Raw genomic sequence first — 21,980 nt, 5'->3', positions numbered from 1 at the left:
AGCGGGAGCAGGCCTCGTGATGGGTGTACCTGGCGCGCCGGAACCGCGGCCGGCCGACGAAGGGGCCGAGTCGCTGAAACTGATCGGCACCACGGTCCTGGTGATGGCGATCGTCGCACTCGCGGTGACGCTGGCGGTTCAGCTGATCCCGGAGAACGGGCGCGGCGACACCTCCGCGCGGGCCGCGGGCCAGACGACCGGGATGCAGCCGCTCGCCGCCGCGGCCAAGCTCGTCACGCACGCGGTGAGCTACGAGCTGTTCGGCGACAGCGGCGTCCGCAACGTCACCTATGTCGCGCAGGGCGCGGCGATCGCCCAGGTGCTCGACGCGTCCACGCCGTGGTCGAAGTCCTTCCAGCGCACCGGGTTCGAGGGCGGCTCCGAGTTCTACAGCGTGTCCGCGCAGAACGCCGGCGGCGGCACCCTGCGGTGCCGGATCGTCGTCGACGGCACGGTGGTGAGCGAGAAGTCCGTGGCGGGCGATCGTGCGATGGTGACCTGCGTCCGGTGAAGCTCCCCGTCAAGATCCACCGCGCCCGGCTCGGCGGTGAGGAGTTCCGGGTCATCCGCCCCGGCGCGATCCTGCCGAACGCGGTGCTCCTCGATCACAACCACTGGCTCGACATGTACGTCGACGAAGCGGCGGCCACCGCTATCGGCGGGTTTTGGCTGCTTGCCGCCCGCTCGCCCCGGTCCTTGATCCACCTGCCGCTGCGGGCCAGCACCTGGCCGTTCGACGAGTCGCGAGCCGGGTTCGGCGCGAAGCTGGATCTCGTGCTGGTGCACCATTCCCTCCAGTTCGCGCCGTCGCGCTGGAAAGAGGTGCGGCGCAAGCTCGACGCTGGACGACCCGAGACGGCGAGCCTGCCCGAAGCCGCGCTTCCGGCGCCGGAACTGGTGCATCGCCATCACCGGGAAAACCACGACCTGTTCCATCAGCACCTGCACGCCGAGACCCTCTTCATGACCGGCAGTGCCAAGGTTTTCCGCGCCACGGCCGAACACTTCCTCGACGTCGCCCGGCACGGCCCCGAGGCACCTTCCCGCTACTCGGAGCGGTTCCATTCCGGTGATGGCGTGCTCGGCGACGCCCGGGAGATCACCGTTGAGTACGCCACGTCCTGGGCGTGATCGCCTACCCGTGGCTACCCTCCGGAGATGGACGCGGAGCCGCTAGCAGGTGCTTTGCCGAGGCAGTGCCAAGCCTTGCGCGCCATGGCATGACCGGGGCGTCGATCGAATTCGGGCCGGTGCTCGTCGTGGTCCTCGTCGTGCTGACGCTGCTCGGGTCGGTGGTCGTGTGGCTGGGCGGGATCGGGTCCGGCCGCGCGGTGGGCGTCGCGGCGGTGCGGGCGGTCGTGCAGCTCAGCGTGGTTTCGCTGGTGATCACCGCGATCCTGAAGTCCGGCTGGCTGACGGCCGGGTTCATCGCGCTGATGTTCGTGGTCGCCTCGTTCACGTCAGCACGCCGGATCGGGGTGCCGCGTCAGGTGCCCTGGATCGCCGCGGCGATCGCGACCGGCGTCGCCCCGGTGCTCGCGCTCGTGCTCGCTTCCGGGGTGGTGCCGGCGGAACCGATCGCGGTGGTGCCCATCGCGGGCATCCTGATCGGCGGCGTGATGTCGGCGACGTCGCAGGCCTGCCGCCGGGCATTGGAGGAACTCAAGACGCGCCACGGCGAGTTCGAAGCCGCGCTCGCGCTCGGGTTCGTCCGGCGGGCGGCCGCCCTCGAAATCGCGCGGCCGTCCGCGGGGCACGCGCTGATCCCGGCATTGGACCAGACACGCACCGTCGGGCTGGTGACGTTGCCGGGGGCCTACGTCGGCGTGCTGCTGGGCGGTACAGGCCCGGTGCAGGCCGGCATCACCCAGGTGCTCGTGCTGATCGGGCTGCTGGCCGCGGAAGCGATCTCGGTGCTGGTGTCCGTCCAGCTGGTGGCGGCCGGGCTGGTCAGCCGAGAGGTGCTTGAAGGTGCGCGGTGTCGTTGAACCGCCGCACGATCCAGGAATCGCCCGAAACGACGATATGCGAGATCGAGCCGTTGTCGGCGCCCAGCATCGCGAACGGCTGCGAACCGGTGGCGTGCGCGAAGACCTGGCCGATGACCCCGCCGTGGGTGAACACCGCGACCCGCTGGTCCGGGTGTGCCGCGGCGATGCGCGCGAGGGCCCCGGTGATGCGCGCGTCGAACGCCGCGCCCGATTCGGCGCCGGGGATGACGTCCCAGCGCTGTTCCGCCCACAGCTCCTGGGCGGTCGGGTGGCCTTCCGAGGTCAGCTTGCGGAACAGGCCGCCTTCCCAGTCGCCGAGATGGACCTCTCGCAGGTCGGCCTCGACCGCCGGCGTGAGCCCGAGCTTGGCGGCCAGCGGTGCCGCCGTCTGGGCGGTGCGGCGCAGCGTGGTGACGTAGAGCGCGGTGATGCGTTCGTCGGCGAGCCGCTGACCCACGCGCTCGGCGTGCTCACGGCCTTCCAGCGCCAGATCCGGGTCGGCCTGGCCGCCGACCAGCTCGAACGGGTGGCTGTCCCGCGCGGGCGCGGACTCGCCGTGGCGGACGAGGAAGATCTCGGTCGCGCCGGGCGGCGGGACGAAGCGGTGCTGCCGGTATTCGACTTCGTTTTCTGGAGTAGTCACGTGTCCCGACTTTATCCGAGCAACTGGTCGTTGAAACACCAACGCCAGTTCTCGCCGGGCTCGATGCTCCGCATGACGGGGTGTCGGGTGTCGTGGAAATGCTTCGTCGCGTGCCGGCGCGGCGACGAGTCGCAGCAGGCGACGTTCCCGCATTTCAGGCACTTCCGCAGGTGTACCCAAGTGGTGCCCTCCTCGACGCACGCCGCGCAGACGTCCGTCGCGGACGGTTCGGGCTCCGCCTTCGTCTTCATGCGTTCGAGATGCTCACAGGAGCCCGCCGACGCCGCCGGGGTGTTCAGCTCCCGGCCGACCAAGGTCGCCTGCTCGCCGAACCGGTCGAGCATGGATTCCTCGATGTCCAGCGCGTCGAGGACGCGTCGCAGGACTTCGTCGTCGGCCGTTCCCGCGTCGCGCGCTGTCAGCAGTTGCTCGCGCTCGGCCTCCAGCATCGCCGTGCGCAGCCGCCGGTGTACCGCACTCGGCGTCTCGAGCAGTTCGCTGCGTTGCCCGAGCTGTTCCCACGCGGCGTCGGAGCGCTGCTGGACCTTGTCCCGCAACCGTTCGATGATCTCCGGCGGATCCTCGGCCCGGGCGACCTCGTCGAGCCGTCTGAGCCCGGCGCGGGTCATGTCGTTGACCAGCGCCGCTTCCTGCAGTGCGTCGACAGCCGGGTCCGGCGCGGGAAGTTTCAGCCGGCGCACCAGCATCGGCAGCGTCGTGCCCTGCAGGAGGAGGGTCCCGGCCACGACCACCAGCGCGGCCAGGACGAGCACCGCCCGCTGCGGTGTGTCCGTGGGCAGGACGAACGCGGCCGCGAGCGTGACCACCCCGCGCATCCCGGCCCACGAGATCACCGCCGAGTACGACCACGGCCACGGCTTGGTGCGGAGGAGCCGCTTGCCGGTGCCGATGAAGAGCATCCACAGGACCCGGGAGAGGATCGTCGCGCCGAGGATGGCCGCGCAGATCCAGACCAGCGTCCAGACGTGGAGCCCGGTGTCGCCCACTTCGGACATGATGCGCCGGACCTGCAGCCCGATCAGCAGGAAGACCATGTTCTCCAGCAGGAACTGGATGGTCTGCCAGTTGAGGCGGCTGGCGAGCCGGGACGCGCCGGACAGCATGCTCGGTGCCTTGTGCCCGAGGATCAGCCCGGCGATGACCACCGCGAGCACGCCCGAACCGTGGATGGCTTCGGCGGGCAGGTAGGCGATGAACGGCACGGCGAGGGAGAACGCGGTGTCGGTGACCGGGTCGTCTAGCTTGGTGCGCACCATCGCCGCCACCGCGCCGACCCCGAACCCGACGATCACCCCGCCCGCCGCGGCGAGCACGAAGTCGACGCCGACCTGCCACAGCGTCACCGAGCCGGCGATCGCGGCGATGGCCGTCCGCAGCGCGACGAGCGCGGCCGCGTCGTTGACCAGGCTCTCGCCTTCCAGCAGCCGGACCAGTTTGCGGGGCATGCCCACCCGGCGGGCCACCGCCGTGGCCGCGACCGCGTCCGGCGGCGCCACCACCGCGCCGATCGCGAACCCCGCCGCGAGCGGCAGGTCGGGGATCACCAGCCACGCCACCACGCCGACGACGGCGGTGGTGAACACGACGAGCCCGACCGAAAGCAGCGCGATCGGCCCGCGGTTCTTCCGGAAGTCGACCAGTGACGTGCGGATCGCCGTCGCGTAGAGCAGCGGCGGGAGCAGCCCGAGCAGGACCACCTCCGGATCGAGGTGGTACTCCGGGACGCCGGGGACGTAGGAGGCGACCAGGCCGACGACGATCAGGCACAGTGGCGCCGACCAGTCGAGTTTCCTGGCCAGCGCGGTGACCAGTAGTACGGCCGCTACCAGCGCGACGATCTTTACCGCAATGTCCACGCCGTTATTCTTACGCCGTCATGACATGGCGACATCAGCGGAGGCCCAGCTGGGTGACCAGCGGTTCGTACAGTGTGCGCACGTAGCTGTCGGTGAGGTGGTTGTCGCGGTGGACCACGACGTTCCCGACCACCGCCGGGCACGTCTCGGGCGTGCAGATCCAGTTCGTCAGATCGGCCACTCCGATCCCCGGCACCTGGCTCGCGGCCTCGGCCAGCGGATCACCACCGGGCGGGAACGCGACGGCGCGAGGGGTGTCGCAGACTTCGTGGCGTTGCCGGTTCCGTTCGAGGCACGCCGGGACCGGCACGGCGGCGCGGGGGATTTCGCGGATGACGGTGACCGGGATCCGCGCGTCCCGCAACGGGTTCAGCAACGCGCGATAGCCGTCCACCATGATCCGGCGCGACTCCCAGGTCCAGTTGAGGTCCTTCCGGTAGGACTCCGGTGACATCGCCGAGGTGATGACGAGGTCGGGTCTCGTCGCGAGGATGCCCGCCAGCTCGGCGCGGTTCTGTTCGGTGCACGAACTCAGCTGGTTGCCCCCGATGGACGGCGAGACGTCGTTGAACGGGCAGCCGTTGCGCACCATGATCTTGGCCCGCCAGTCCGGGTTCCGCCCGACGTACTCGGCCAGCACCGTGCTGAACTGCGCCGCGTGGGAGTCGCCGACGAGGACCATCGTCTTCGGCGCGGCCGGGGACCCGTAGGTGCAGGCCTGGCCGGCCACCGGCAGCTCGGCGATGTCGTAGGTGTTGCAGGAAGGCCGGTCGGCCAGCGGCAGGTCGGCCGCGGCGACCGCGGGATCGGGCACGAGCGCGGCACCGGCGCGGGCGGGTCGCGGGTCCACCGGATCGAGGGCCATCGCGCCGGGATGGGCGCTGTTGAGCACGGCCGCCCCGGCGAGCGCGTCGAGCTGCGCCTGCGCGGTCTGCCACGGCGCGACGATGACGAGGGCGGGCAGCGCGACGAGCGCCGCGCCGAGCAGGTATGTGCCGCGACGGCGGCGTCCGGCCGCGCGCCGGCGCCGGAACGGGTCTTCTACGAGATGCTTCGACGCGGCCGCCAGCACGAAACTGAGGACGACGGCGAAGAGCACCTGAGCCCAGTCCAGCTCGGCGCGCTGGGTGACTTCGAGCAGCAGGACGATCACCGGCCAGTGCCACAAATAGAGACTGTACGAGATGTCGCCGAGGTAATGCAGCGGCTGCCGTCCGAGTACCCGGACCGTCTCGTGGTCGGCGTTCCGCCTGCCGGGGACACCGGCGACGAGCAGCCCGACGGTCCCGAGCGTCGGCAGGAGCGCGATCCACCCCGGGAACGCGAGATCCGTCGAAAACGTCATCGCGCTGAGAAGTACCGCGGCGAGACCGCCCCAGCCGAGCAGCAGCCGCAACCCGCGCCCCGGCCGCAGGCGATGGAAGACGATGGCGACCAGCCCGCCCAGGCCCAGCTCCCACATGCGCGTCGGCGTGATGAAGTACGCGGCACCATGATGGTTCGCATAGAGCACGGAGAACACAAAGGACACCACGGTCACGAGCCAGACGGCGGCGAAGGCGAAATGCGGCGCGCTCGACATCCGCCGCGTCGCCTGCCGCGCGCTGAGCAGGAGCACCAGCGGGATGACCAGGTAGAACTGCTCTTCGACGCTGAGCGACCAGAAGTGCTGGACCGGCGAAGCGGACGCGGTCGCGTGCGCGTAGTCGGTGGAAGACCACGCCAGCGTCCAGTTCTGCACGTTGAGCGCCGAGGTGAGGATCTCGCTGAAGATCGACGGCTGCCGGGAGATCGGCATCAGCAGCAGGGTCGCGGCGACGGTGGCGAGCAGCACGACCGAGGACGCGGGCAGCAGGCGGCGGATCCGGCGGGCGTAGAAGTCGAGCAGCTTCAGCGTTCCGGTGCGCCGGATCTCGCCGGTGAGCGTGCCGATGATCAGGAAGCCCGAGATGACGAAGAAGACGTCGACCCCGACGAAACCGCCGGGCAGGAATCCCGGCCGCAGGTGATAGACGACGACCAGGCCGACGGCGAGGGCCCGCAGTCCTTGGATGTCCCGTCGCGGCGCTGTCCGGAACTGGCCGGTGTCGACGACCCTGGCGATCGGAACGGTCATTTCCGCAGCCGAGACCGCCACGCCCATGCTCCTTGACTCAGGCCCGCCGGGAAGTTCGGGGCGCTGTCCGAATCGGAAGCGTAGGTGACCGGTTTTTCACTCTTTGGTGAGGTGCCGTTTCCGGGCGGTAAACGCTATGAACGGACCTTTCCTAGCGCGTTACGCTAGGAAAGGTCCGTTCATAGCGCAGTGTGCGTGCGGGCTACCCGGTGGTCACCACCAGGTTGTCGGCGTTCGGGCCGCCGTTGGCGGTGGTCGCCGTCGCCCTGATCTTGTTCGTCCCCGCGGCGAGGTTCACCGTGAGGGATTTCGTCTGCCAGGTCGTCCAGGCACCTGTCCCGGCGAAGGCGAGGCCACTGGCGGCGGCCGTGCCGTTGACCGTGATGTTCATCGGCCGGTTGACCGTGGTGCCGTTGGCGTAGCGCAGCACGACGTTCGCGTTGCCCGCGGTCGCCGCGTTGACGGTCCACTCGACGTAGCCGCCGTTGGCGTTGTCGTAGTTGACGAACCCGGTGCCGGTGAACCCGGTGTGGTTGGCCTCCACGACTCCCTGCGAAACCAAGGCGTTCTCGGCTTCGTAGGTCTGTGTACCGCCCACAGGCCCGCCGTTGCCGGGGATCGTCTGCGTGCCGGTGTTCCAGCCGGAGATCCGCACCGAAGGCGCGGCTCCCTTCAGATCGGCCGTCCGGTACGTGGCGGTCAGCGTGGTCGACTCGCCCGGCCACAGGCTGACCGCGTTGTCGGACCACTGGATCGGCAGGACCGGTGCCCCGGCCGCGCCGACGATGTGGGTGTCGACGAAGAACGCCGGTGCCTTGCCCGTGCCGGTGTTCTTGAGCGTGACCTTCGTGGTCGTGGTGTCGCCGGAAGCGGTGGTCGTGGCCGTGCCGGCGACCGTCGTCTGGGCGAGGCCGGAAAGCCCGCGCAGGTCGGCGTAGCTCGTCGTCGGGACGTAGTACCAGTCGTTATTGGCCCAGTCCATGACATCGGACTTGGTGGACAGCCAGTACACGTTGCGGCTGACCTCTTTGCCGGACTGGTCGGTGAGCACCAGCTTCGCCAGGTACGTCGCCGACAGGCCGCTGACCGCGGGGATGGTCAGCGCGGTCACCTTGCCACCGTCACCGGGGACGGACACGTTCGCCGCCGTCTGGTTGAACTTCTCGGTGCCGTCGACGTTGTAGAGCTTCACGCTGGCGGTCAGATTGCTTGCCGCGGCGTGGTTCTGGTTGACCACGACGACCGACTTGTTGTCGTAGGAGTACTGGATGTGCACCGGTTCGTTGGCCTTCTTCGCGCCGTAGTACGAGCCGTTCTGGTCCAGATAGGCGTCGAACAGCTGCCAGTGCAGCGAAGTCCAGCCGCTGTTGAGCATCCAGTAGATGAGCCCGGTCGACGGGTTGCTCGCGTCGGAGAAGTTCCGCGAGTGCGATTCGTACTCCGCGCGGACGTTCTCGTACTGCGCCAGCTGGGCCTTGCGGACGTAGTCCTGGAGGTTCGCCGGAGCGCCGTACCGGCCCGCCAGCGCGTTGCCGAACAGCTTCAGGTCGTCGAAGGTGGTCGACGAGGAACGGTGGTACTGCGGGGCTTCCGGGTTCTTCCACAGCGTGTCGAGCTCACTGGCCGACATCATCCGCTTGAGTGTGTCCATCGTGGGGATGTCCGGTCCCGCACTGGTTTCGGAGTTGAAGCCCGACGCGCCGCCGCTGTCGGCGTGCGCCTTGTCGTACCAGTAGGACGGCGGGACCCAGTCGTACGGGCCGTTCATCTTCATCCCGGAGGCACCGGTGATGGGGGAGGACTTCGCGGACGCGGCCGCGATGATCGGGGCGGGCCAGTCGGCGGCGGTCAGCGCGTCGACGTAGTTCTTCTCGATCGTCGCGTCGGGCGCGAAGTCGCTGCCGATGTGGAAGGAGATGACGCTCGGGTGGTCGCGGAGCCGTTCGGCCTCACCGGTCATCGACGCCTTGGCGACCGGGTAGTCCTCCGGGGTCCACGGCTCGCCCTTTTCGCCGCCGTTGACCTGGCCTTCCCATTTGTCACAGCATTCCCAGCCGGGCATGGTCAGGATGCCGTACTGGTCGGCGAGGTCGAAGAACTCGTCCGGCTCGATGTGGCCTTCGAGGCGCACGGTGTTGAGGCCGAGGTCCTTGACGTACTTGAGCTTGTCGGAGGCGTGCTTTTCGTCCCAGCGCAGGAAAAGATCCGGCGACCAGCCGCCGCCCTTGATCAGGATCGGGCGGCCGTTGATGACGTACTGCCTGCCGCCGCTCGAGTTGAGCGGCGCCTTGATGTCGCGGATCCCGAACCGCGAGCGCGCGGTGTCGGACGCGACGCCGGAGACGCTCGCGGTCAGGTTCAGGTCGTGCAGCGCCTGCCCGCCCATGCCGGCCGGCCACCAGACGTTCGGGTTGCTGACCACGACCGCCGGGAAGGTGACGGTCTTCTTTTCTTTCGCCGCAAGGGAAACCGTCTGGCTGATCGCGGTGCCCGCGACCGTGCCGGAGACCGTCGCCTGGACCGCGGCGGCGGAGTCGTTGCGCACGACCGCCTTGACGGTCAGGTCGGCGCGGCTGAGGGATGGCATCGTCAGCTTCGTGACGACGTGCTCGCCGCGCAGTGCGACGGCGCCGCTGCGCCGGACGAGGACGTCACGGACGATGCCCATGTTGTTGTCCGGCGGGGTCTGGGCCCAGTCGATCCAGCCCATCGAGAGGTCGCGGTTGGGGTCGTTCGGGTAGACCTTGATCGCCACCGAGTTGACCCCGGGATGGACCTGCGCGGTGACGTCGAGGTCGTGCCGGGTGTAGGCGCCGACGACCTGCAAGCTGTCGGCGACCCTGGTGCCGTTGACCCAGACGTCGGCGCGCGAGAGCACCCCGCTGAAGTCGAGATAGGTGCGCAGCGCCGACTGGCTGTCGAGGGTGAGATCGGCGCGATACCACCACGGGACGGTGAAGTCGGCGGGGTTCGCCGACTTCATGTTGGTGGAGTAGAAGGGATCCGGGTACTTGTTGTTCTGCAGTAATCCGGCGTAGACCGTTGAGCGGGACGAAACCGGGTACCAGCCCGACGTCGGGAAGCCGGGCCGGGAGACGGCGGCGTCGTCGGTCGTCTTGGCGGAGGACTGGATGAGGTAACCGGGGATGGGGGTCGCGGCGCCCGCGTCGTCGGCGACGGCCAGCACGGTGTCGACGGCGGTGTCGATCGTCGGTGCCGCCGGTGCGACGCCCGCACCGGCGAGTGCCGCGGCGAGGGCGGCCACGGTCAGCAGCATGATTCTGTTTCGGGGACGGGTCTTCCGGCGGATCACGGAGCGCCTCCTCTAATGATTGTTAGGGAACTTTCCTAACAATTGGCCAGATGTTAGTGACTCCCGGCGTCCGGGACAATGCTTGACGGCGTTTCGGCCGGTAGGGACCCCCGGATGCGCATCTATCGAACATGTGTTCTACTAGTCCCGCCGGCCCGGATGGGGAAGATCCGCGGCCGGCACCCATACTTCACACGTAACGCTTCCGTCACGAATCACCCGAAAGAATGATGGAACTGGGTAGGTTTCGAGCTCAGATCGACGTCGGGTCACCCCTCGGGCGAATCTGCGCGAGACGTCGGGGGCGTCGACAGCCGGAGCGGTGATCACTTAAGAGGGGGCTCTTACTTGTACCCGTCCGTTCCGCGCTGGGCAGCGCGGGTTTTCAGCGCTGCCACCGCGTTCCTGATCATCGGCGGCCTGGCTGCCGCGCCCGCGCTGGCACAACTCGATCCGCCCGCCACCACCACCTCGGAAGCGCCCCCGCCCAGCACGCCGGAGACACCGCCAAGCGAAACGCCGTCGGAGGCCCCCTCGCCTTCGGAGCCGGCTGCCGACGCGGCGCCCGACCTGAAGCTGACGGCCACGGTCGAACCGGGAACGTACGTGAACGGCCAGTACATCCCGATCAACGTCACCGTCACGAACAACGGTGAAGGAGTGGCCAAGGGGGTACTGGGCAATGCCTACGCGATGCCCGGCTCCAACGTGTCGACCGAATCGTTCGGCTGGCGGGAGTTCTACTTCTACCAGCCCGGACAGCCCACCCCGGCTCCCGGCGGGACGATCGAGCCAGGAGCGTCCGAGAAGTTCGTGCTGAAGGCCAGGGCAAGTAAACAGGACGAGGTGGATCCCCGGCTGAGGGTCTTTGCCGGGGCTCAGCGCGAACTGACCCCCGAGGACAACGAGGTGGTGCTGACCGTGCCGGTGCTCCCGGCCACCATCACGGGCACGCTCGGCGGCGTGGTTTACGGGGACGCCAACGACAACAACGTTTCCGACACTGGCGAAGGGCTGCAGGGCGTCGAAGTCAAGTTGTACGTGGACGGGACCACCAAGACGGTCAAGACGGACTACTACGGACGCTTCGACTTCCGTGATATGCCCGCGAAGCAGTACTACCTGACCACTTCCGACGGCCCGCAGGGGTGGATCATCGAATCCCCCGGCGACGTGATCGTCGACGGCTCCGACAAGAGCGCGAACCTGGCCGTCCGCGCGGAACGGCCTCTCTCCGAGACGTTGACCGCCAAGGCCGAATTCGGGGCGACGACGTACAAACCCGGTGATGTTGCGACGGTGACCGTCACCCTGACCAACCACGGCAAGAAGGCACTGACCGGGATCAAGGTCGGCTGCGACCGCTTGGGCTCGGCCGCGCACCTGGTCGGCTATGACCGGGAACACTGGGGAGAGCTGGGATACGACGGCCCCGGTGCCGACCTGGCGGTGGGGGAGACCCGGGTGTTCCAGGCACACGGAGAGGTCACGCAGGGCAGCCAAGATCAAGGGATCGTCTACATCGCCTGCGATTTCGGCGACGACGACCGGTATATCTTCGGCTTCCCCAACGTCTACGAGTACGTCAAGGTGCCGGGCAAGACCGCGGATCTGGGCGGCGTGGTCTATCAGGACTTCAACGGCAACAACACGGTCGATCCCGGCGAAGCGGTCTCGAACCTGAGGTTCGGCGTGTCCGGGTGGAAGACCGGCCCCGTCGTGGCCAAGACGACCACCGACGTCAACGGTGTCGCACAGTTCATCCGCCTGCCGCGAGGCTGGTACGCCCCGGTCGTCTACGGCCCGTGGAAGATCGTGGATCCGGAGAAGCTGACCAACCCGATGCAGTACACCGATCATTTCAGCGTCAAGGTGGTGCCCGGTCCGGACAACCCGGAGCCCGTGGACACACCCCCCGCGGACCCCGTTCCCCCGGCCGACGGCGGCTCCGGCTCCGGTTCGAGTGGCGGTTTGGCGAGCACCGGGGTCGAGGTGTTCGGCCCGGTCGCCGGCGGCGCGGCGGCGGTGTTCGCCGGAATCCTCGCGCTGTTCTACGCGCGTCGCTTGCGGCGTAACGAGGTCTGAGCCCAGGGTGCTCGCGTGCCACGGCGCGCGAGCACCCGGTGGACCACGGAGCGTTTAGAGAAGTTCATACGATGGTGGCTGGTTTCGTCGGCATATCCCCCCTAACGTGAGAAAAAATCACACTGCGTGAACCCGTGGACAAGCTATCCACCGGAAACGCGGACGCTGGGGAGAGGAATCGCCCGTGCCCGTCACCCGTGTCATCCGCTGGAAACCGCTGGCCCTACTGGCCGTCACCGTCGCCGCGGTGGCCATCGTCTTGCAGGTCCCGACGACCGCGACCGCGGCGGCGCCCATCACCGTCTCGCAAGCGATCGGCCTGCAGGGCTCCACCGCCACCGTCCGCGGCTATGTCGTCGGCCAGCCGACCGCGACCAACACCGTCGTCCGCTCGAACTTCCCCGGCGACACCGCCCTCGCGCTCGCGGATTCCGCCGCCGAGACGAGCACGTCCCGGATGCTCTACGTGCAGGTCACGGCGTCCTTCCGGGCCGCGTACGGCCTCAAGACCAACCCCAGCCTGATGGGCCGGCAGCTCGACGTCACCGGCCCGCTCGGCGCCTACTTCGCGCACGCCGGCCTCACCTCGCCGACGGCCATCACCCCCGCCGGCAGCACCCCGCCGTCGTCGTCGACCACGACCCGTCCGCCGACGACCACCCCGACCAGCCCGCCCGGCGACTACGACGGCACCTACTACCGCGACGCGATCGGTCGCACCGGGCCCGCGCTGAAGAGTTCGCTGCACCAGATCATCAGCACCAACACCAAACTCACCTACGACCAGGTGTGGGACGCGCTGAAGGCCACCGACCAGGACCCGAACAACTCGGCCAACGTCATCCTGCTCTACAGCGGCCGTTCGCAGAGCAAGACGACCAACGGCGGCAACGCCAACGACTGGAACCGCGAGCACGTCTGGGCCAAGTCGCACGGCGACTTCGGCACCGCGACCGGTCCCGGCACCGACATCCACCACCTGCGCCCCGAAGACGTGTCGGTGAACGCGGACCGTGGCAACAAGGACTTCGACCTGGGCGGCTCCGCGGTGCCGGAGGCCCCCGGCAACCTCACCGACGCCGACTCGTTCGAACCGCGCAACGCCGTCAAGGGCGACGTCGCCCGGATGATCCTCTACATGGCCGTCCGCTACGACGGCGGTGACGGCTTCGCCGACCTCGAGCCCAACAACAACGTCAACAACGGCAGCGCGCCGAACATCGGCAAGCTGTCCGTGCTGAAGCAGTGGAATACCCAGGACCCGCCGGACACCTTCGAAAAGCGGCGCAACCAGGTCATCTACGACACCTACCAGCACAACCGGAACCCGTTCATCGACCACCCCGAGTGGGTCAACTCGATCTGGAACTGAGGTTTCGAAGGGGCGTCCGTTTTCCTTGCGGGCGCCCCTTTTTCACGGCTTCGGCAGCTCCGCGGCGACGTCGGCGAGGTCGCTCATCATCGAGCCACTCGGGTGCCCGCCGCCTGGCGTCGACTCGGCGATCACCACCAGCGACCCGTCGCGCCGGGAGTCGTAGTACTTGCCGGTGAAGTCGACCCCCGCGAGACCCAGCAACGCCCCGCCCAACGGCTCGACGTTGCCGGTGCCCTGGACGTCGACCAGTTTCTTCAGCTTTTCGGCACTCTCGGTACGCGGCATCCGCACCCACGCGACCGAGACGACAACGGTGTTTCCCCCGGAGTCGCCGAGCGCCAGCACTATGCGGTCAAGCGAACGGCAAGGCGTCCGCAGAAAGAATTCCCGAACCTGCCCGAACGAATGCGGACCACAGACCAGTTCGTTCTTGACCGTCTGCTTGAGACGCTTGAATCCCGCCCGTTTCCACGCCTCGTCACGCTGCCCTTTCTTGGCGGCGTCCTTACTGGACGTCTTGGCCCGCATCCCTTGCCCCGCAGCCGATTCGACCGACGAAACCCCAGCTCCGCCACCCGCTCCGCCGAATACGACCACTCCGGCGACCGTCGCGGCCGCCAGTCCGGCGCCACTTTTTGTCCAACGCCCTTTACTGTCACGTTTTTGTCCAGGTTCAAAGCCTGCCATTAGTGCTCCGTTCTCCCCTGCGGAGCGTCAGATCATTACCGCTCAAACGGTTATCGAGAGAAAAATCGGTAAAGAACCGCCCGAATGGATCAGTCACTTCGTTCGCTCTGCAAGAAATTGGGAGGCGAGAGCTGCCGCCGATGGCACGATGGCGAAATATCTGGCGCACTACGCCGCTGACAGGAGAATGGGAACCGCGTGGCTGACATCGTCCTGGTGCACGGCACCACCCAAACCGCCGCCGGTTTCGCCCCGCTGGTCGCCGAACTACGCGACCGCGGCCACCGGGCGCTGACCGTCGACGTCCCCAGCGCCGCCGCTTCGACAGCCGAGGCCTATGCCGGTCTGCTCGCCGCCCAGCTCCCGGCCGACCTCGACCGTCCTGTGGTCGTCGCACACTCGGCCGCGGGCCTCCTGCTGCCGTCACTGGCTCGCCGCCTCAACGCCCGCCACCAGGTTTGGCTCGCCGCGGCTGTCGGTGACTACGCGGGCCAACGCGGCTTCCTGACCGAGGTCCGACAAGACCCGACGGCCGTGGTGCACGAAGAGTGGCTCGGCGCCGACCCCACCGGCGACCCGGTACTGGCCACCTACTTCCTCTTCCACGACGCGAACCTGGCCGCACTACGACAGGCACTGCCGACCGTCTCGTTGTGCGACCTTTCCGCGGTGTACGCCGAGATCCCGACCGTCGACCCCGCCGCCGTTCCCTCGACTTACGTCCTGCCGACCGGCGACCGCACCCTGACCCCGGCCTGGATGGCGAAGGTGGCCCGCGAACGCCTCCACCTCAAACCCGTCGAGATCCCGGGATCGCACAACTTCTACGCCGCTTCTCCGGACACCGCGGCCGCACTCATCAGCAGGGCTGTGGTCATGGACGCGGTCCCAGCGCGAACGAGCACGTCGATGTCCGGTTCGGTGATCACTCCGTACCGGTCGTTCCGGCTGGCCACTTCGTTACGCGGGACGTCCGGTGTCACGTAATCGCGCCAATGGACATTAAGGTGACGAATTGCGCGAGTCGCCGACATACGGTTTCGCTCGGTAGGTGGGATCTGCTTTTGTGTAGTCATGCCGACGAAGTCTTCGGCTTACGCGGTGGTGAAGCTTGGAATAGATCATGAAAGGAGCTGGCCTTTCGACCGGAAAAGATCATCGGTGGCGCGGAATCGGTGCGTTTTTTGGTCCATCCGGGCTCAACCCGCTAACACGAATACACCCGTCCGCGTAGGCTTCGGGCGCTGTTCGTCCCGACCGCAGCCGGGGGAGGTTGTGTGCTGGAAGCTTTGAACCACCAGGGAAAATTCGGCGAGGACTACGTTCGGGCGCTCGCGTCGGCGGCTGGTCTGCTCACCTATGACTTCGATCTCGACCACGACGGAATCGATCTCGGGATACGTTTCCCCGGACGGCTCCACGGGGTCGCTTCGCCCGGTGTGGAAGTGCAGATCAAATCGTCTTCCCAGAGCAGGATCAAGCCATCCGCGTCGGAGTGGAACTTCACGGGACTGAACGAGGTGCAATTCAACCGGCTCGCCGGGGACGACTTCACGGTGCCGCGGCTGCTGATTCTCGTCCGGGTCCCGGCCGAAAGCAGTGCGTACGTCGAATTCAGGACGGAGGGAATGCTCCTGCGGCACCTCGCCTACTACTGCTCGTTGCGGGACGAGAAGCCGATCGAACGGCCCGACCGCAACCGCCGGCGCTCGGTCCGGGTGCCGACGGCGAACGTGCTGACCATCCGGAGCCTGCTGGACCTGGTCCGCGCTGTTCAGCAGCCGGCGCGGAGTTCGGCGTGACGAGCCAACTCGGGGTCGCGGACATCACGGGCTACCTGCGGGAAAGTGGCTGGCAACGGCAGCCCGTCGAATGGCGGGGCGCCTCGGTGTGGTCATACGGCGAAGACGAGGTGCTCGTGCCCGGCCGGGACGGCATGGGTGACGGCGATCTTCGGGTCCGCGAAATCGTGGCGGTGCTCGCCGAGGTCGAGCGACGGCCACGCGACGAGGTCGTCCAGGACATCCGCCTGCCCTGGGCCGACACGCAGTGGTTCCGGATCTTCCCGGACGGGCTGCCGTCCGGGTTCACCACGTTGCGCGATGGCATCCAGTTGCTGACCGGTGTCGAAGGCGCGCTGCGTGCCGCGGCGCGAGCCGTCGTGGAGGGCCCACGCCTGGCATTCCAGGGAGATCCGGCCGACGACGTCGACGGCCTGCTGGCCCGGGTGCACCTCGGCTCGGCCCGGCCCGGCAGCTATGTCCTGCCGGTGCGGGTGCCCCTCGACGCACCTCACGCCCGGTCGGTGACGTCGAAGCTCTACCAGGCTGTTTCCGTGCTCAGCGAGGTCCGCGATTCGACCGAGGCCGGTGAACTCGCGGCCGCGGAGATCTCGGCCGATCTGTGCGAGTCGCTGGGTGAACTGGGCGGAGACCACGCGGAGTCGCCGTTCGAGATCAGGTTCCGGTGGGCGAGAAGCGAACCGACCGAGGCGCGTGACGCCGCCTTCGACTTCCAGCCGGGCTCCGCCGCGGTCCTTCGATCCCAAGGTCAACGACTGCGCCTGCTGAGCGAGAACGGCGACTCCGGCGCGGTGACGGTGACCGGGCCGATCCAGGGCCTGCGGCACGAATCCGCGCACGCCGACCGATGGTCGATCGAGGTCCGTGGCGACGTGGTCGTCGCGGGCGTCAGCAGGCGGGCGATCTGGGTGCGGCTGCCCGACCGCGCCACCTACGAAGCCGCGATCGCCGCCCACCGCGGCGACAAGAGGGTCCGCATACGGGGTGTGGTGAACGGTTCCGGCAGACGGCCGGAGCTGATCGCCGAACCAGCCGGGTTCGAGGTCCTGGACTGAGCAGTCCTGACAACACGATGAAGGAGTAGCGCCATGCCGGATCACAAGCTGGGGGTCGCACAGCGGGCCGCGCTGTTCGCCTTGATGGTGGAGGCGCAAGAAGTGTCGAATCCGGAGCTCAAGGCCCGCCGGAACTTGACGATCGTGGGAAAGGACCGGCTCAAACTCAATGAGGAGAAGCTCGTCGAGAGCTGGCTTGACGGCCGCAGCTACCACCATGAGCTCACCGAACGCGGCTGGAAGTGGTGTTCCGATCAGCTTGCCGCCGAAATTCCCGAAGGAGCGGGTTCCGCGGAGCGCGCGCTCTACGCGGTGCTGGAGGGAATCGAGCGAGGACTCAAGCGCGACCAACGTTCCTTGGCCGAGTTCTTCGGCCCGGAAGCTCCGGCACTCGACCTCGAAAGCCGGATCCGCGGCGCCTACCGGGAGCTGGCGGACGAACCCAAGGCCTGGGTGAGCCTGACCGACCTGCGTGTCTTCCTGGCCGGCGCACCGAAGACCGAGGTCGACGACGTGCTCCGCCGGATGGACGGCACGCCGGAGGTCACTCTCATTCCGGAGGCCAACCAGCGGACCCTCACCGCCGAGGACCGGGCGGCGGCCGTCAGCATCGGCGGCGAGGACAATCATCTGATCTCGATCGGCGAAGCATGAGCGACGACGAGCTCAAAGTACTGGCGGAACTGCACTTCGCGACCACACTGACCCAGGACGACGTATGGAAACCGGCCCAGGTCCACGTTCCTGGCCTGCACGTCGAGGCGCAGCGGCTGATTTCCCGCGGTATGCAGGACGCGTTGCACAGCAAGGGGCCCAGCCCGACCGGGGTGGTGCTCAACGGTCGTAGCGGCGCGGGGAAGACCCATCTTCTGGGCTGGGTGCGACAGCGGTTGCGGAGCGAGGGCGGGTACTTCTTCCTTAGCAACCTCGGTGACAGCGGTGGTTTCTGGCCGAATGTGGTCGAAGCGCTGCTCCAAGGCCTGCGAGAGGACGGCGAGCACGAAGCCGACCAGCTCGGCACCTTCCTGCGCCGGTTGTCCTCTGCCGCACGGATGCCCGCTGCCGCGGTCGAAGCGCTCGCGGGCGAAGCGCCGCTGACGCCCGAGCTGCTGGACGACTTCGTCATCGGGCTGCGGCGGCTCGATCGCAGAGTGGCGTCGGACTGCCAGGACACGGCAAGGGCGCTCGCCCTCTACGCTTCGACGGCGCCACGGCTGAACAACGTCGGGTACGACTACCTGGCGTCCAGCGGTGAGCTGACGCAACGGGACCGGGACAAGTGGGGCTTCCGGGCGAGACCGCACGACGCCCGGCGCGTGGTCTCCGACGTGACGAGGCTGCTCGCGTTGACCGGGCCCAGCGTGATCGCCGTCGACCAGATCGACACCCTGATCGCGCTGTCGAACAAGTCGACCAAGGAGATCAGGACCTCGGCCGACGACGAATCCGTCGATTCGCGGATCGCGCGGATCGCCGACGGCTTGATGCTGCTCCGCGACGAAACCCGCCGGACGCTGACCGTGGTCGCCTGTCTGCCGCAGTCATGGGAACTGATCAGGACCAGGGCGGCGAATTCGGTTCCGGACAGGTTCACCGTTTCCCCGAACCTGTCGCGGATCCCCGACGTCGCTGTCGGGCGGGAACTGGTCGCGGCCCGGCTGGGCCAGACCTACGAGAGGATCGACTTCAAGCCGCCGTACCCGACCTGGCCCGTGGCGCCGTCCGCGTTCGACGACGTCAAGGCGTACACCCCGCGCGAAGTCCTCAACCGGATCGACAGGCACATCGAAGCCTGTCTGCGGAGCGGGGAAATGCGCGAGCTGACCAGTTTCGCGGAGGAAGCCGAGCTGTCGCCGCTTTCCGGTGAACTGTCGGGGGAACTGCCCCTGGTGTCCGATGTGGACCTTACGGCCTTCGACGCGCGCTTCGAAGAGCTGAAGCGGACCGCGGACGTTGCCACGCCTCTCGACCCGGACCGCGAAGACGAGGTCATGCCCGCGCTGCTCTCCGCAGGGCTCGCGGCGTGGATCGCGGAGCGCGGCACGCGCCAGACGTGGTCGGTGGATTCCTTGCATCGAGCAAAAATCGCGGCTCTGCACGCTCGGCTCCGGCTGACTCTGGACGCCGAACTGGAGGACGAGGCACATTGGGCTTTCCGCGCGATCGCCAGTGACAAGGCCCGTGCCGCGCTCAATCGCTTGGACAAGGCTTGGGAGGCCTCGGGGATCAAGCTGGGTGTTCCGGGCCGCACGCTGGTGCTCCTCCGCAACACGCAGTGGTCCTCTGGTGAGGTCACCCAGGACCACCTGGGAAAGGTCGAGCAGGAGGGCGGCGTTTCGGTCCCGATCACCGAGGGCGACCTCCGGACGTTCGCCGCTCTGCGTCAGATGCTCGAGGAGCATCAGGCCGGACTGCACGACTGGCTCGCCGCTCGCAGGCCCGCCACCGGAACGGAGTTGTTCACCGCGGTGCTCCCGGCCGGGACGGCGGAGACGGTTGAGGCCGCCGTGACCGCTCAGCCGGTGGTGATCGACAAGGAGTCAGACGGCCCACAGGTGCCGGTGGGACGGCTGGTGGCCGACCAGAAGTCCGTGAGTGTCCCGCTGGCATCACTCCGCAAGCACGTGGTGATCTTCGCCGGGTCGGGCTCGGGCAAAACCGTGCTCATCCGACGGCTGGTCGAGGAATGCGCGCTGCTGGGTGTCTCCTCGATCGTGCTCGACCCCAACAACGACCTCGCCCGGCTCGGCGACCGGTGGCCGCAGGCCCCGACCGGCTGGAACGCCGGTGACGAGGCCAAGGCCGAAAGGTATCTGCGGGAAACCGATGTGGTGATCTGGACGCCGGGAAAGGCGTCCGGACGGCCGCTTGTCTTCCCGCCGCTGCCTGATTTCGCCAGCGTGGCGGACGACGTCGACGACTTCACTTTCGCCGTCCAGTCAGCCGTCGCGTCACTCGCCCCGAGCGCGCGAGTCATGGCGAACACCGACAAGGCGAGGAAAGGCAAGGCGGTGCTGACCTCGGCACTGGCCTACTACGGGAAGTCGGGCGGCCGGAGCTTGGACGGTCTCATCAACGTCCTCTCCGACCTGCCGGAGCAGATCAGCGAGCTCCAGAACGCGACCACCATCGCCGCGGAGCTGGCGGAAACACTGAGGGCGGCGAAGGTCATCGAACCGTTCCTGCGGGAGACCGCGGATCCCGTGGATCCGGGTGAGCTGCTAGCCCCTTCTCCGGGTAAGAACGCGCGCGTGTCGGTCGTCAGCCTCGACGGGTTGTCTTCGCTGGAGGAAAGGCAGAGCTTCGTCAACCGGCTGCAGATGGAACTGTTCGCCTGGGTCAAACGACATCCTGTGGTGGACCGGCCGCTCGGGGGGCTGCTGGTAATGGACGAGGCCCAGGACCTCGCTCCCTCCACCACCCGCACGGCGAGCACGGAAAGCAGTATCCAGCTCGCTTCCCAAGCCCGTAAGTATGGCCTCGGCCTGATCCTCGCCACGCAAGCGCCGAAAGCCGTGCACAACCGCATCTCCGGCAACGCGACCACCCAGTTCTTCGGCCGTCAGAACGCGCCGTCCCATATCGAAGCGGCGAAAGACCTCGCTCGCAACAAAGGCCGGGACCTGCCCGATCTGGGCCTGATGCCGCCCGGGGAGTTCTACGTCACCGGCGAAGGCATCGGCTTCCAGAAGGTACGTGCGCCGTTCTGCCTGAGTCATCACCCGCAGAGCCCATTGACCTCGGAGGAGGTGATGGACCGGGCGAAGAAATGAGCCCTACGCCGACCTCGTCGAACAGACCGCCGCGGTCGCGTCCGGCGCGGTGACCGGCGCCGCGATCTGCTGGTCGTCGAAGGTGATCGAACAGGCGGCGTTGTCGCCGACCACGGTGACGCCGAGGTCCAGTTGGCTGACGGACTTCGTGGTGGTGAAGGCCGCCGAGTCGGTGCCTGCCGGCGGGAGGTCGACGCCGCCGGTGTCGCCGAAGACCTCGCCGTGGACGCGGAAGATCGTGCCGGGATCACCGGAGACGGACACGGCGACCTTGTGTTCGGTGAGCGAGGGAGCGGGCGGTGCGACGGGTGGCGGCGCCGCCACAGTGGGGGGCGGAACAGGAGCCGCGGCGGGCGAGCAGGCGGCGAGCATGGTGCCCACAGCGAGAGCGAAGGCTGCCGGGAGACGAAGCCGTCTCGTGGATGCGCTGAGTGCGTTCATGTTCACGACCTATCCGTTAAGACATGTTCGCCGCTCCGGGGTGAAACGCAACGCCCTCGGCCGCAAATAGCTCCGATCGGGTGTACTTCAGCTCACTCCCGTTTCAACGCTTGTATGTGCGGATGGTCGCCAAGCCGGCCGGGTGTTCATCTGGGCGCCGCCATTGTGCAGGACACTAGGCTGCGATGGGTGAAGTGGTCGACCGCGATACGCAATCTGGGGGAACTGGCGCAGGCTAGCAGTGACCTTGCCGCCTCACCAGCGGCGAAGTACGCATTGCCGGTCACCCAACTCTGGGCGGCGCAAGAGATTCTCGGCATGCCACGCGACATCGAGTGGGTGACGGTGGCAGTTGTCGTCGATCTTCCCGTCGAGGACGTGCCGTGGCTGGTCAAGCCGAACGGCTCCGAACACTGGGAGAATTTCACCCGGGCCGCGAAGCATCCTATTGTCACTCTGTGGCGATCGGCGCAGGCGCCGGTTTGGAACCATTACCTCAGCCGGCCTGCGCTCTTTTGGGACCGGCGGACCGGCCTCGATGCGGACGCGCTGCAGGCGCTGAGCGAAGGGCGAGGTGAGGAAGTCCGGATTTCAGCTCCGGCGCCTGACGAATTTCGTGCCCGGCTCGAAGACGATCTCGCGGTCAGTTTGGGTGCGCTGCGCGAGCGGACCCGGGCATACGAAGACCGCAGATGGTCGCCGGGCAAGTTCACCGCGGTCGCCGATGAGCTTGGGGAAGCCAGCAACGGCTATGTCGACCTGCTGGACGGCTTAGGTCGTGTCCTGTGAGTCTGGGCGCGGAGACCGCGAGCGAGACTTACA

General features: G+C 67.8%; 17 protein-coding genes. 11 read left to right on the top strand and 6 right to left on the bottom strand.

Annotation, left to right across the window (positions count from 1 at the left end; all coding sequences use genetic code 11):
• Positions 1-19: 19 nt before the first annotated feature.
• From VGP60_RS17325 to VGP60_RS17315, 3 genes are all read left to right on the top strand, one after another.
• Entirely contained in the window at positions 20-511 is a 492-nt protein-coding gene (locus VGP60_RS17325) for an MmpS family transport accessory protein (RefSeq protein WP_327549087.1), read from the top strand.
• Entirely contained in the window at positions 508-1,131 is a 624-nt protein-coding gene (locus tag VGP60_RS17320) for a hypothetical protein (protein WP_327549040.1), read from the top strand. The genes VGP60_RS17325 and VGP60_RS17320 overlap by 4 nt, the downstream gene beginning before the upstream one ends.
• A gap of 89 nt (positions 1,132-1,220) precedes the next feature.
• On the top strand, positions 1,221-1,988 hold the full coding sequence (locus tag VGP60_RS17315) for an ABC transporter permease (protein WP_327549039.1): 768 nt from the start codon (positions 1,221-1,223) through the stop codon (positions 1,986-1,988).
• On the opposite strand, the gene VGP60_RS17310 is transcribed toward VGP60_RS17315, so the two are convergent.
• From VGP60_RS17310 to VGP60_RS17295, 4 genes are all read right to left on the bottom strand, one after another.
• Complete coding sequence (locus VGP60_RS17310; protein WP_327549038.1) at positions 1,951-2,634, bottom strand: histidine phosphatase family protein; 684 nt, start codon at positions 2,632-2,634, stop codon at positions 1,951-1,953. The two genes, VGP60_RS17315 and VGP60_RS17310, sit on opposite strands and share 38 nt — an antisense overlap.
• 11 nt (positions 2,635-2,645) lie before the next feature.
• Positions 2,646-4,511, bottom strand: a complete 1,866-nt coding sequence (locus VGP60_RS17305; RefSeq protein ID WP_327549037.1) for a Na+/H+ antiporter — start codon at positions 4,509-4,511, stop codon at positions 2,646-2,648.
• Between the two features lie 34 nt (positions 4,512-4,545).
• Positions 4,546-6,627, bottom strand: coding sequence for an acyltransferase family protein (locus tag VGP60_RS17300; protein ID WP_327549036.1), 2,082 nt, complete (start codon positions 6,625-6,627; stop codon positions 4,546-4,548).
• Between the two features lie 202 nt (positions 6,628-6,829).
• The gene (locus VGP60_RS17295; RefSeq protein ID WP_414640368.1) at positions 6,830-9,904 is read right to left on the bottom strand and encodes a glycosyl hydrolase 2 galactose-binding domain-containing protein; all 3,075 of its coding nucleotides are present in this window, start codon (positions 9,902-9,904) and stop codon (positions 6,830-6,832) included.
• A 384-nt stretch (positions 9,905-10,288) separates the two neighbouring features.
• On the opposite strand from VGP60_RS17295, the gene VGP60_RS17290 reads away from it, so the two are divergent.
• Entirely contained in the window at positions 10,289-12,025 is a 1,737-nt protein-coding gene (locus tag VGP60_RS17290) for an SdrD B-like domain-containing protein (RefSeq protein WP_327549034.1), read from the top strand.
• A 184-nt stretch (positions 12,026-12,209) separates the two neighbouring features.
• A complete protein-coding gene (locus VGP60_RS41740) occupies positions 12,210-13,397 on the top strand; it encodes an endonuclease (RefSeq protein WP_414640364.1) in 1,188 nt (395 codons plus the stop codon).
• A 42-nt stretch (positions 13,398-13,439) separates the two neighbouring features.
• On the opposite strand, the gene VGP60_RS17275 is transcribed toward VGP60_RS41740, so the two are convergent.
• Complete coding sequence (locus VGP60_RS17275; protein ID WP_327549033.1) at positions 13,440-13,928, bottom strand: hypothetical protein; 489 nt, start codon at positions 13,926-13,928, stop codon at positions 13,440-13,442.
• Positions 13,929-14,285: 357 nt separating this feature from the next.
• Between VGP60_RS17275 and VGP60_RS17270 the strand changes: the two genes are divergently transcribed.
• The 5 genes from VGP60_RS17270 to VGP60_RS17250 all read left to right on the top strand — a co-directional run bounded on the left by VGP60_RS17270 (position 14,286) and on the right by VGP60_RS17250 (position 20,717).
• A complete protein-coding gene (locus VGP60_RS17270; protein ID WP_327549032.1) occupies positions 14,286-15,074 on the top strand; it encodes an alpha/beta hydrolase in 789 nt (262 codons plus the stop codon).
• A 290-nt stretch (positions 15,075-15,364) separates the two neighbouring features.
• A complete protein-coding gene (locus VGP60_RS17265; RefSeq protein ID WP_327549031.1) occupies positions 15,365-15,889 on the top strand; it encodes a DUF4365 domain-containing protein in 525 nt (174 codons plus the stop codon).
• Positions 15,886-16,944: a hypothetical protein gene (locus VGP60_RS17260; RefSeq protein WP_327549030.1), complete on the top strand. Its 1,059-nt coding sequence runs from the start codon at positions 15,886-15,888 to the stop codon at positions 16,942-16,944. Before VGP60_RS17265 ends, VGP60_RS17260 begins: the two co-directional genes overlap by 4 nt.
• A 33-nt stretch (positions 16,945-16,977) precedes the next feature.
• Entirely contained in the window at positions 16,978-17,598 is a 621-nt protein-coding gene (locus VGP60_RS17255; protein WP_327549029.1) for a hypothetical protein, read from the top strand.
• The gene (locus tag VGP60_RS17250; RefSeq protein WP_327549028.1) at positions 17,595-20,717 is read left to right on the top strand and encodes a helicase HerA domain-containing protein; all 3,123 of its coding nucleotides are present in this window, start codon (positions 17,595-17,597) and stop codon (positions 20,715-20,717) included. Before VGP60_RS17255 ends, VGP60_RS17250 begins: the two co-directional genes overlap by 4 nt.
• A 3-nt stretch (positions 20,718-20,720) precedes the next feature.
• Here the strand turns inward: VGP60_RS17250 and VGP60_RS17245 are convergent, their stop codons facing one another.
• The gene (locus tag VGP60_RS17245; protein WP_327549027.1) at positions 20,721-21,098 is read right to left on the bottom strand and encodes a hypothetical protein; all 378 of its coding nucleotides are present in this window, start codon (positions 21,096-21,098) and stop codon (positions 20,721-20,723) included.
• A 249-nt stretch (positions 21,099-21,347) separates the two neighbouring features.
• Between VGP60_RS17245 and VGP60_RS17240 the strand changes: the two genes are divergently transcribed.
• Positions 21,348-21,947: a DUF7711 family protein gene (locus tag VGP60_RS17240; RefSeq protein ID WP_327549026.1), complete on the top strand. Its 600-nt coding sequence runs from the start codon at positions 21,348-21,350 to the stop codon at positions 21,945-21,947.
• Positions 21,948-21,980: the final 33 nt, after the last annotated feature.

The organism is Amycolatopsis sp. (assembly GCF_036008905.1).
Taxonomy (GTDB): Bacteria; Actinomycetota; Actinomycetes; order Mycobacteriales; family Pseudonocardiaceae; genus Amycolatopsis.
This window is presented reverse-complemented; position numbering and strand designations above follow the sequence as displayed.